The organism is Saccharothrix hoggarensis, assembly GCF_052936025.1.
Genome location: NZ_CP193624.1, coordinates 6603317 through 6614763 on the forward strand (window position 1 = coordinate 6603317; position 11447 = coordinate 6614763).

General features: G+C 72.0%; 10 protein-coding genes. 7 read left to right on the top strand and 3 right to left on the bottom strand.

Annotation, left to right across the window (positions count from 1 at the left end; all coding sequences use genetic code 11):
* Positions 1–293 precede the first annotated feature (293 nt).
* The 4 genes from ACRAKH_RS29890 to ACRAKH_RS29905 all read left to right on the top strand — a co-directional run bounded on the left by ACRAKH_RS29890 (position 294) and on the right by ACRAKH_RS29905 (position 4944).
* Entirely contained in the window at positions 294–1427 is a 1134-nt protein-coding gene (locus ACRAKH_RS29890) for an LLM class flavin-dependent oxidoreductase (RefSeq protein ID WP_380724593.1), read from the top strand.
* Positions 1424–2365, top strand: a complete 942-nt coding sequence (locus ACRAKH_RS29895; protein ID WP_380724592.1) for an ABC transporter substrate-binding protein — start codon at positions 1424–1426, stop codon at positions 2363–2365. Before ACRAKH_RS29890 ends, ACRAKH_RS29895 begins: the two co-directional genes overlap by 4 nt.
* A 211-nt stretch (positions 2366–2576) precedes the next feature.
* Positions 2577–4364, top strand: coding sequence for a putative bifunctional diguanylate cyclase/phosphodiesterase (locus ACRAKH_RS29900; protein ID WP_380724591.1), 1788 nt, complete (start codon positions 2577–2579; stop codon positions 4362–4364).
* 94 nt (positions 4365–4458) lie between these two features.
* Positions 4459–4944 carry a GNAT family N-acetyltransferase gene (locus ACRAKH_RS29905; RefSeq protein WP_380724590.1) on the top strand — a complete coding sequence of 162 codons (486 nt, stop codon included), beginning with the start codon at positions 4459–4461 and terminating at the stop codon, positions 4942–4944.
* A 102-nt stretch (positions 4945–5046) separates the two neighbouring features.
* Here ACRAKH_RS29905 and ACRAKH_RS29910 read toward each other — a convergent pair whose 3' ends face one another.
* Together ACRAKH_RS29910 and ACRAKH_RS29915 are read right to left on the bottom strand one after the other, a co-directional pair.
* Positions 5047–6276 (bottom strand): class I SAM-dependent methyltransferase, encoded by a 1230-nt coding sequence (locus ACRAKH_RS29910; protein ID WP_380724589.1) that lies wholly within the window; start codon positions 6274–6276, stop codon positions 5047–5049.
* A 14-nt stretch (positions 6277–6290) separates the two neighbouring features.
* Positions 6291–7664 carry an FAD-binding oxidoreductase gene (locus ACRAKH_RS29915; RefSeq protein WP_380724588.1) on the bottom strand — a complete coding sequence of 458 codons (1374 nt, stop codon included), beginning with the start codon at positions 7662–7664 and terminating at the stop codon, positions 6291–6293.
* A gap of 88 nt (positions 7665–7752) precedes the next feature.
* On the opposite strand from ACRAKH_RS29915, the gene ACRAKH_RS29920 reads away from it, so the two are divergent.
* Genes ACRAKH_RS29920 through ACRAKH_RS29930 form a run of 3 tightly spaced genes read left to right on the top strand, consistent with a single transcriptional unit; the run spans position 7753 to position 10285 of the window.
* Positions 7753–9345, top strand: coding sequence for an acyl-CoA dehydrogenase family protein (locus ACRAKH_RS29920; protein ID WP_380724587.1), 1593 nt, complete (start codon positions 7753–7755; stop codon positions 9343–9345).
* Positions 9342–10109: a crotonase/enoyl-CoA hydratase family protein gene (locus tag ACRAKH_RS29925; protein WP_380724586.1), complete on the top strand. Its 768-nt coding sequence runs from the start codon at positions 9342–9344 to the stop codon at positions 10107–10109. Before ACRAKH_RS29920 ends, ACRAKH_RS29925 begins: the two co-directional genes overlap by 4 nt.
* 5 nt (positions 10110–10114) lie before the next feature.
* Positions 10115–10285, top strand: a complete 171-nt coding sequence (locus ACRAKH_RS29930; protein WP_380724585.1) for a hypothetical protein — start codon at positions 10115–10117, stop codon at positions 10283–10285.
* 6 nt (positions 10286–10291) lie between these two features.
* On the opposite strand, the gene ACRAKH_RS29935 is transcribed toward ACRAKH_RS29930, so the two are convergent.
* Positions 10292–11446, bottom strand: coding sequence for an acyl-CoA dehydrogenase family protein (locus tag ACRAKH_RS29935; RefSeq protein ID WP_380724583.1), 1155 nt, complete (start codon positions 11444–11446; stop codon positions 10292–10294).
* Position 11447 lies beyond the last annotated feature (1 nt).

Genomic DNA, 11447 nt, shown 5'->3' on the forward strand with positions numbered 1-11447 from the left:
CGGCTGTCTCCCGGACACGAGGGAACACGGAACAGGTGCCGCGTCCCTCAACGCCGCGCGCCGATCGTATGCGCGCACAACGCCGCCAGGTCAAGGGATTCCGCGATTTGGACGCCCGTCGAAGACCGTTGACGGCGGTGCGGCGCGCTGATCGACTGGGAACGCGGACGGCCGACGCCACGACGCCCGGTCGAACACCACCGCACCTGTCCGCCGACCCAGCGCGTCTCCCTCAACGTCGTTGGCGCGTCGGCGTTCCCACCTCGCCACCACCTGCTACGGAAGGTCCTGACGTGCCTGTTGAGTTCCTGGGGATCGGCGGCACCAACGACGGTTCGGAGACGCGCCCGCGCAGCGGCGCGTCGTTCGACAAGGACTACACGCTGCGCCTGGCCCGCGCCCACGAGGACCACGGCTGGGACCGCGTGCTGTTCGCGTACGGGTCCGGCACTCCCGATCCCGCGCAGGCCGCGGCTTTCGTCGCGAGCCGACTGGATCGGTTGCAGATCCTCTTGGCGCACCGGCCGAACGTGTCCTACCCGACGTTCGCCGCGAAGACGTTCGCGACGCTGGACCGGATCAGCGACGGCCGGCTGACCGTCCACTTCATCACCGGCGGCACGGACCACGAGCAGCAGCGCGAAGGCGACTACCTGACCAAGGACGACCGCTACTCGCGCACCCGCGAGTACATCGAAATCGTGAAGCGGGCGTGGACGTCGCGCGAGCCGTTCGACCACGACGGCGAGCACTACCGGTTCGCCGACTTCGTCAGCGACGTGTTCCCGGTCCAGCAGCCGCGGCCGAACGTGTCGTTCGGCGGCTCGTCGCCGGCGGCCTACCGGGCGGGTGGCGCGGAGGCGGACATCTTCTGCCTGTGGGGCGAGCCGCTGGCCGAGACGGCGCAGCAGATCGAGGCCGTCAAGCAGGCCGCGCGGGACGCCGGGCGCGCCGACGTGCCGCGGTTCCAGGTGGCGTTCCGGCCGATCCTCGGCGCGACCGAGGAGCTGGCGTGGGAGAAGGCGCACGCCACCGTCGACCGGATCAGGTCGCGCACGGCGGGCGGCCGGTCGCTGACCCGCAGGCACTCGCTGACCTCGCCGGAGAACACGGGGTCGCAGCGGCTCTTGGAGATCGCCAACCGCGGCGAGCGCTTCGACCGCGCCCTGTGGACGCCCACGGCCGCCGCGACCGGCGGCGCGGGCAACTCGAACGCGCTGGTCGGCACGCCGGAGACGGTCGCGCAGGCGTTGCTCGACTACTACGACCTCGGCGTGGAGATCATCTCGGCGCGCGGCTACGACATGGTCGACGACACGATCGACTTCGGCCGGCACGTGATCCCGATCGTGCGCGAGGAGGTCGCCAAGCGCGACCGCGACCGGGCCGGCGGGCACGTCGGCGAGCTGACGGCGGTGGACGCGTGACCGTCCGCACGCGCCAACGCGGCCTCGGCACCCGGGGCCTGGTCGCCCTGACCGCCCTCCTGGCGCTCGTCGTCTCCGGGTGCGGTGGCCCGGCCGACGCCGACCCGCCCGCGGGCATCGAGCCCGGCAAGGACGTGCTGTCGGCGTTGGCGAAGGACGACGCGATCGCCGCGCTGCTGCCCGCCGAGGTCCGCGACGCCGGGGTGGTCCGGTTCGCGTCCTCGGTGGGCGGCACGCCGCCGTCCGCCTACTACGCCGACGACAACCGCACGATCCTCGGTCAGGACATCGACATCGCCGAGGGCGTCGCGAAGGTCCTCGGCATCCGGATCGAACGGGAGGTCGCCGGCTTCGAGGTCATCCTCCCCGCGCTCACCAGCGGCAAGTACGACGTGGGCACGGGCAACTTCGGCGTCACGGAGGCGCGCAAGCAGACCATCGACTTCGTCACCTACATCAACGACGGCCAGGGCTTCGCGGTCCGCGCCGACGACGACCGGCTGGGCCGGGTCGACAGCCTCGTCCAGCTGTGCGGGCTCAAGATCGGCACCGGCGCGGGCACCACGTTCGAGGCGACTCTGGAGAAGGAGAAGCACGTCTGCCCCGACGCGGGCAAGCCGCCGTACGAAGTGCTCAGTTTCTCCGAGAACGCCGCGGTATTCCTGGGGTTGCAGCAACGGCACATCGACGTCGTCATGAGCACGATCAACGGACTGCGCTACGCCGCCGACAACCAACCGAACCTGGAGTTCCTGGGCGAGTTCAAACGACTCGACGTCGGATTCGCGTTCCGCAAGGGCTCACCGCTGGCCCCCGCGTTCCGCGCGGCCGTCGACAAGCTCATCGCCACCGGGGCGTACCAGGCCATCCTCGCCAAGTGGGGCACCACCGACTCGGCCATCCCGAGGTCGGAGATCAGTCCACCCGAGCACGACTGAGGCGGTCGTACCGCGATCACCTTGCCTCGCGCCCGCGTCCGACAAGTAAGCTGAATGGGACCAACGGTCCACCTTTACACCATTCGAGTGACAATGGCCGAAAAATGCGCACTCGCGGTAGCGCGGTGACCCGGTCACGCGACATGGCGTTCACAGGTGAACTTTCGACGATTGGTTCCAGAGCTGAATGAGGATGGCCGAGCAGACAGGCGTGGCGAGACTCGGGGACGGGTCCGGGACACCCCCGGAGGACGCGGCGGAGAACCCGTCGGAGAACGCGGCGGAGGACGCGTCGGGCGAGGTGACGCGGGCGCCGGCGCCACCACCGGGTGACGCGCGGTTCCGCGCCGTCTTCCGGGCGTCCGCGGTGGCGATCGCGGTCACCGGGCTCGACGGCGCCCTCCTCGACGTCAACGACGCGCTGCTCGACCTGGTCGGCCACTCCGCCGAGGAACTGGCCGGCCGGTTCACCCACGACCTGGTGCACCCCGCCGAGCGGGCGTCGGTGGAGCGGATCTCGGCCGTGCTCGCGTCCGGGCGGCGCGAGCACGTGCGGATCGAGCAGCGGCTGCTCCGCGGGGACGGCGAGATCGTCAACGCGCTCATCACCCTGTCGCTCGTGCGCGACGACGACGGCGCGCCCGCCTACCAGGTGGCCGTCGTCGAAAGCCTGGACGAGGTGCGGGCGCTGCAGTCGCAGCTGCTGCGGCAGAGCCTGCACGACGTGCGGACCGGCCTGCCGAACCGCGCGCAGTTCGTCGGCTGGCTGGAGGGCGCGGTCGGCCACCGGGGGCCCGCGACGCTCGCCCTGGTGGTGTTCGACCTCGACGGGTTCCGGGTGGTCAACGACGCGTTCGGGCACGAGGCGGGCGACCGCGTGCTCGCCGCGGTCGCCCGGCACCTCCGGTCGGTGTTCGGCGAGGTCGGCGAGCTGGCCCGGATCGGCCCCGACGAGTTCGGCGTGCTGATCCGCGACCCGGTCGACGTGCCGACCGTCGTGGCGCTCGCGGAGGAGGCCGTCGACCTGCTCGCCGAACCGGTGTGGGTGGGTGAGAACGGCATCGGTGTGACGGCCAGCGTCGGCATCGTCGTGCGGCCGGCGCGGGGCGGGGACGCGGGCGAGCTGCTGCGGTGCGTCGACGTGACCGTGCGGTGGGCGAAGGACGACGGCAAGGCGCAGTGGGCGCTGTACGACCCCGAGCGCGACCGGCGGGAGCGGACCCGCATGCGGCTGGCGGCGTCCATCGCGGGTGGGCTGGAGCAGGGCGAGTTCCGGGTGTTCTACGAGCCGGTGCGGTCGCTGACGGACGGGACGCTGCTCGCCGTCGAGGCGCGGGTGCGCTGGGACCACCCGACCGAGGGTCTGCTCGACCCGCAGACGTTGCTGTCGCTGTCCACGTGCACCGGGATGGCGGTGCGACTGGGCGCGTGGGCGATCGAGGAGGCGTGCGGGCACGCGGGCCGGTGGCACGCCGAGTTCGGCGACGCCGCGCCCGTGCTGAGCATGGACCTGACCGCCCGGCAGTGCCAGGAGCCGGAGCTGGTGGCCACGGTGCGGCGCGTGCTGCGGGAGAGCGGCCTGCCGGCGCGGCTGCTCCAGTTCGAGCTGGGCGAGCACCTGCCCGCGCTGATCAGCGAGGAGCAGGTGGAGGAGCTGGGCATCCTGGCCGAGCACGGCGTGCGGCTGGTGCTCGACCAGATGGGCGGCGGCAACGTGCCGGTGGACCGGGTGCGGCGCATCCCGTTGAGCGGCGTGAAGTACCAGGGCGCGCCGGTGCAAGGGCTGGCGGAGGGCGCGAACCGGATCGACGAGAGCGCCGCCGTCGCGGTGCTCACGTGGACGGGCGGCCTGGGCGTCCCGCTGTACGCGGCGGGCGTGCGCACGGAGTTCGAGGCGCGACGGCTGGCGGAACTGGGCGTCACGGGCGCGCAGGGCCCCCTGTTCGGCTCGGAGCTGCTGACGCCCGACGAGGTCGCCGCGATCCTCGGCAAGTCCTGATGCGGGGCTCAGGCTCCTCATGGGGTCCGGATCGTCGGCGAGGTCGGCCGGTAATCCGGTGGCGGGCGCCCGGCGACCCGCGCGAGACTGCGGCGTGGACGTCGCCCTCGTGCCCGCCGACGAGGCGGACAAGCCGGTCCTGGCCAACCTGATCCAGCTGTACCAGCACGACTTCTCCGAGATCCGGGACGACCTGCCGCTCACCCGGCACGGCACCTTCGCCTACCCGTACCTCGACCACTACTTCACCGAGCCCGCGCGCGAGGCGTACTTCGTCGAAGCCGCCGGCGAACTGGCCGGCTTCGCCCTGGCGCGCGCCGACGTGGACGGGGAGGGCTCGTGGAACGTGGCCGAGTTCTTCGTCGCCCGCCGCCACCGCCGGCGGGGCGTGGCCCGCGCGGCGGCCCGCCTCCTGTTCGCCCGGCACCCCGGCGAGTGGACGTTGACGTTCGACCACGCCAACGCGGCCGCGGCGGCGTTCTGGCGCTCCGCCACCGCCTCGGTCGCCGAGGGACCGGTCATCGAGGTGGACCGGTCGGAACCGGTGCCGTCCACCATCCTCCGGTTCCGGGTGGCGTGACCGGACCCACGACCGGAGACCCACGACCGGTGGCCCGCCCTCGCGGACGGGCCCCGACCCAACGTCAGCTCACCACCCGGCGTCAGCTCACCAGCCGGCGCCTCACCACTCCGGCCGGAGCGGCATCCCCGACGTGCTGCCGTCCAGCTTCACGCCCAGCACCTGGTGCAGCTGGATGTTGTTGCGCTCGAACCCGAGCCGGGACGCGGCCAGGTACAGCCGCCACACCCGCGCCCGTCCCAGCCCGACCTCGCTCACCGCGTCGTCCCAGTGCTTGTCCAGGTTGGCGCACCACGCCGCGAGCGTCATCGCGTAGTGCTCGCGCAGGTTCTCCTCGTGCCGCACCTCGAACCCGGTGTCGTGCATCAGCGACACGATGTGCCCGGGGCCGACCAGCTCGCCGTCCGGGAACACGTACCGGTTGATGAACCCGCCCGTCCGCGCCGGCTGCTTGTTGTCCGGCCGGGTGATGCAGTGGTTCAGCATCCGCCCGCCGGGCTTCAGCTTCGCGAACAGCGACGAGAAGTACGCGGGCAGCTTGGCCTTGCCGATGTGCTCGGTCAGGCCGATGGAGCTGATCGCGTCGAACCCGCTCTCCCGCACGTCCCGGTAGTCGAGGTAGCGCACCTCGGCGAGGTCGGACAGCCCGGCCTCCACGATGGCCTTCTGCGCCCACTCCGCCTGGTTGCGCGACAGCGTCACGCCCAGCGCCCGCACGCCGTACTCGCGCGCCGCGTGCATGACCATCCCGCCCCAGCCGCAGCCCACGTCCAGCAGCCGCATCCCCGGCTTCAGCCCGAGCTTGCGCGCCACCAGGTCGTGCTTGGTGAACTGCGCCTCCTCCAGGCTGGACTCGTGCGTCGGGTACACCGCGCACGTGTAGGCCATCGACGGGCCGAGGATCCACTCGTAGAACGTGTTCGACACGTCGTAGTGGTGCGCGATGGCCTCGCGGTCCCGCGCCTTCGAGTGCCGCAGCCCGCGCAGCCGGCGCTCCTGCGGCGGCACCTCCACCTTCGTGCCGAGCCTGGTCCGCCCCAACGTGGCCAGCAGCTCCAGCCGCTCGCCCCACGGCACGTCCCTCAGCGACATCTCGGACAGGTGCGTCAGCGCCCCGTACACGTCGCCGATGATTTCCAGGTGCCCGGTCACGTACGCGCGCGCGAGCCCCAGCTCGCCCGGCGCCGACGCCAGGTACGACAACGCTTCGGGTGTGCGCACCTCGATGCCCACACTCGCGTCGGCCGGCCCCGCCTGGCTGCCGTCGTACGCGCTGAACCGCACGGACGCGTCGCCTCCGACCGCCCGCTGGAACACCTCCGCCAACCGCATAACCCCGGCTCCCTTCACCTACGGAGAACACACTTGGCGTACAAATCGGGCAGCCGGCCCGCCGGGTCGTACCTCTTCTTCAGGTCCTGGTACGTCGGGCCGTTGTAGTTCTCCCAGAACTCCTCCTCCCCGTAGTACGAGTCGGAGTAGAGGGACTTGTGCCCGCCCAGTTCGGCGACCTTGTCCTCGATCAGCCGGTTGCGGCTGCCCAGCTCCTCGTCGGGCCGCAGCGACACCGTCGACCAGAAGCCGACGTTGACGTACAGCACGTCGGGGTCCATCGGGTACAGCGGCCAGACCGTGCGGCTGCCGTCCGCCTGGCGGCGCAGCCGCACCGGGCACAGCCACACCGGGCTGACGCCGACCTCCCGGTGGAAGAAGTCCAGGAACTCGGCGACCCGGTCCACCGGGATCTCCACGTCCTGGATCACCGGCTCCTGCACCGCCTTGCTCATCCGGTCGGACAGCTTGTACCGGCGGTCCAGCGCCACGACCTTGCGGTACACGTCGGACCGCAGGTACCGCTTGGGCACGAGCCGTCGCACGATCGGGTGCTGCACGCCGAACGCCCGCGAGCACCAGAACCAGTCCGTGTCCCACCGCCACAGGTAGTCCCGGACGGTCAGGTGGTCGGTGGTGCGCTGCTGGATGGACCGGTAGTAGATGTGGTTGCCGGTGTAGTCCGACGTCCACGGCGCGGTGTCGGCGAAGTTCGCCAGGGTGAGGTACTGCTCGCGGCCGGAGAACACCGTCCCGTCCACGAAGTCGACCGGTTCGCCCTGGTACGAGCCCTCGGCGCAGACGTCGGCGAGCACCCGCGCGCACTCCGCCGCGGTCGCGAACGGCACGTGCCGCAGCCGCACGTACGGCTTCACCGGTTCGAGCTCGATCTCCAGCCGCAGCGCGTAGCCGAGCGTGCCGTAGGAGTTCGGGAACCCGCGGAACAGGTCGTCCCCCGGACCGACCACCACGACCTCGCCGTCGCCGGTCATCACCTCCAGCTCCCGCACCGACTCGTGCGGCAGGCCGTTGCGGAACGAGCTGGACTCGATGCCCAGGCCCGCCACCGCGCCGCCGAGGGTGATCGTCTTGAGCTGCGGCACGACCAGCGGCATGAGGCCGTGCGGCAGGGTGGCGTCCACCAGGTTCTCGTAGGTCGTCATGCCCTGGACCTGGGCGGTTCGGGCGTCCCGGTCGACCGAGAGCACCCGGTCGAAGCGGCCGACGTCGAGGCCGCCGGACTGGTCGGCGCGGAACCGGAAGAGGTTCGACGTCGACTTGGCCAGGCGCACGGGTGCGCCCGCCGGGATCGCCGCGTACTGGCCGCGCAACGCGGCCACCGCCCGGTCGTGGTCCGATTCTCGGCTCCGCCGAGCCTGATCGCTCACCGGAACGACGTTAGGCCGCCCGAGCTTGATCAGCACCCCCAAATTTCGCCGCTGACCAAGTTACCGGTGGGTAGTACGCTCTCCGGGTATGACCCACGCCACGCACGAGGTGACCAACCAGGTCCCGCCGCTGGAAGGCCACGACGTCTCCGCCGACCCGGCGCTGCTGGCCGGCCTGCACGGGGGCGGCGCGGCGTGGGCCGAACCGGAGCTGCGCGAGCTGGGCCTGAAGGCCGGCACGGCGCACGTCCAAGCCTTGGGACGGCAGGCCAACGCGCACCCGCCCGTGCTGCACACCCACGACCGGTACGGGCACCGGGTCGACGAGGTCGAGTTCCACCCGGCCTGGCACGAGCTGATGGACACCGCCGTGTCGCACGGCCTGCACGCCGCCCCGTGGCGGGACGACCGGCCGGGCGCGCACGTCGCCCGTGCCGCCAAGTTCTTCGTCTGGAGCCAGGCCGAGGCGGGCCACGGGTGCCCCGTCTCGATGACCTACGCGGCCGTGCCCGCGCTGCGGCGGACGCCCGCGCTGGCCGAGCGGTTCGAGCCGCTGCTGGCCTCCCGCGAGTACGACTTCGGGCTGCGCGAGCCGTCGACCAAGCGCGGGCTGATCGCGGGCATGTCGATGACCGAGAAGCAGGGCGGCTCGGACGTCCGCGCGAACACCACACGGGCCGTGCCGCACGGCGACCACTACCGGCTCACCGGGCACAAGTGGTTCACGTCCGCGCCGATGTCCGACCTGTTCCTGACGCTGGCGCAGGCGCCGGGCGGGCTGTCGTGCTTCCTGCTGCCCCGTGTCCTGCCGGACGGGACGCGCAACGCGTTGTTCCTGCAACGGCTGAAGGACAAGCTGGGCAACAAGTCCAACGCGTCGGCCGAGGTCGAGTACGACGGCGCGGCCGGCTGGCTGGTCGGCGAGGAGGGCCAGGGCGTGCGGACCATCATCGAGATGGTCAACATGACCCGGCTGGACTGCGTGCTCGGCTCGGCGTCCGGGATGCGGCTCGGCCTGACCCAGGCCACGCACCACGCGGCGCACCGCCGGGCGTTCGGCCGGGCCCTCATCGACCAGCCCGCGATGCGCAACGTGCTGGCCGACCTGGCGGTGGAGTCGGAGGCGGCGACGACGGTGGCGCTGTGGCTGGCCGGCAACCGCAGCCGGCTCGGCCTCGCGGTGACCAAGTACTGGGTCTGCAAGCGGGGGCCGGCGCACGCCGCCGAGGCGTTGGAGTGCCTGGGCGGCAACGGGTACATCGAGGACTCGGGCCTGCCGCGGCTGTTCCGCGAGTCGCCGCTGATGTCCATCTGGGAGGGTTCGGGGAACGTGGCGGCGCTGGACGCGTTGCGCGCCCTGGGGCGTTCGCCGGAGGCGGTGGAGGAGTTCTTCGGCGAACTGGACGCGGCGCGCGGCGCCGATCGGCGGCTGGACGCGGCGGTCGACGGGATCAAGGACGAGCTGACCGACGTGGCCGACCTGGAGGTGCGGGCGCGCAGGCTGGTGGAGCGGATGGCGTTGGCGTTGCAGGGGGCGTTGCTGGTGCGGCACGGGCACCCGGCGGTGGCGGACGCGTTCTGCGCGTCCCGGCTGTCCGGCGACTGGGGCGTGGCGTTCGGCACGCTGCCGCGCGGGGTGGACTTCGGCGCGATCGTGGAACGGGGGCTGCCGAAGCTGTGAGCGCCGTCCGGGTGGAGCGGTCGGGTCCGGTGTCCACCGTGCTGCTGAACCGGCCCGCCGTGCGCAACGCGGTGGACGGGCCGACCGCGCACACGCTGACCGAGGTGTTCCGCGAGTTCGACGAGGACCCGACCGCGGCGGTGGCCGTGCTGCACGGCGAGGGCGGCACGTTCTGCTCCGGGGCGGACCTGAAGGCCTTGGGCGCCGCGCGGAGCAACGACCCGGCGTCACCGTCCGGCCCGATGGGTCCGACGCGGTTGCGCCTGTCCAAGCCCGTGATCGCGGCCGTCTCCGGTCACGCGGTGGCGGGTGGGTTGGAGCTGGCCCTGTGGTGCGACCTCCGGGTGGCCGACTCCGACGCCGTGTTCGGCGTGTTCTGCCGGCGTTGGGGCGTGCCGCTGGTCGACGGCGGCACGGTGCGCCTGCCGCGCCTGATCGGCACGTCCCGTGCCCTGGACCTGGTCCTGACCGGCCGCCCGGTCCACGCCGACGAAGCCCTGGCCATCGGCCTGGTCAACCGCGTGGTCCCGCCCGGCACGTCCCGTTCGGCCGCCGAGGCACTGGCGCGGGAACTGTCCGCGTTCCCCCAGCTGTGCCTGCGCCACGACCGCCTGTCCCTGCTGGAACAGGAGTCCCTGCCCGAATCCGAGGCACTGGCCAACGAACTGCGTCACGGCCTGGTCTCGCTGACCGAGGTCGACCAGGGCCTGCGCCGCTTCCGCTCGGGCGAAGGCCGCCACGGCCGGTTCGACGAGGGGAGCTGATCGCGGTGGGCACGTACGCGTCGATCCGCGGGTGGCTGGGGTCCGACGAGCGGCCGCTCGCCGAGATTCGCCGGATCGTCACCTCGGACGAGTACGCGAACCCGCGGTACGAGCGGTACGCGGCCGGCTGGTCGATCCCGGCCGCGCCCGTCAACTCCCGCCACCCGGACGTCTGACCGGGGTCAGCCCAGACCCAGCTCCCGCGCGATCAGCATCTTCTGGACCTCGCTGGTGCCCTCGCCGATCTCCAGGATCTTCGCGTCCCGGTAGAAGCGGCCGACCGGGTACTCGTTCATGAACCCGTACCCGCCGAAGATCTGCGTCGCCTCGCGCGCGTTGTCCATCGCCGCCTCGGACGACACGAGCTTGGCGATCGCCGCCTCCCGCTTGAACGGCTCGCCGCGCAGCATCTTCGCCGCCGCCTGGTAGTAGGCCAGCCGGGCGGTGTGGGTGCGGGCCTCCATCTCGGCGATCTTGAACTGGATGGCCTGGTAGGTGCCGATCTTGTGCCCGAACGCCTCGCGCTCGCCGACGTACCGCACGCACTCGTCCACGCAGCCCTGCGCGAGCCCGACGCCGATCGCCGCGATCGCCACCCGGCCCTCGTCCAGCGTCTGGAGGAACTGCGCGTACCCGCGCCCCCGCTCGCCGACCAGGTTCCCGACCGGCACCCGGCAGTCCTGGAAGGACAGCTCGCGCGTGTCCGACGCGTTCCACCCGACCTTGGAGTACTTCTTGGACACCGTGAACCCCGGCGTCCCGCTCGGCACGATGATCGCGGAGATCTCCGGCTTGCCGTTCTCCCGCCGCCCGGTCACCGCCGCCACCGTCACCAGCCCGGTGATGTCCGTGCCCGAGTTCGTGATGAACGCCTTGGTGCCGTTGAGGACCCACTCGTCGCCGTCGAGCTTGGCCGTGGTGCGCAGCGCGCCCGCGTCCGACCCGCCGCCGGGCTCGGTGAGCCCGAACGCGCCCAGCACCGCGCCGGAGCACAGGCGGGGCAGCCACTCGGCCTTCTGCTCGGGCGTCCCGAACCGGTACAGCGGCACGGAACCCAGCGAGACGCCCGCCTCCAGCGTGATCGCCACCGACGAGTCGACCCGCGCCAGCTCCTCCAACGCCAGGCACAGCGCGAAGTAGTCACCGCCCATGCCGCCGAACTCCTCGGGGAACGGCAGCCCGAACAGGCCCATCCGCCCCATCTTGGCGACGATCTCGTACGGGAACTCCTCCCGCTCGTAGAACCCGCCGATGACGGGGGCGACCTCGTCCCGGGCGAACTCCGCCACGGTCTTGCGCAGGGCCTCGTATTCCTCGTCGAGGCGGAAGTCCAACATC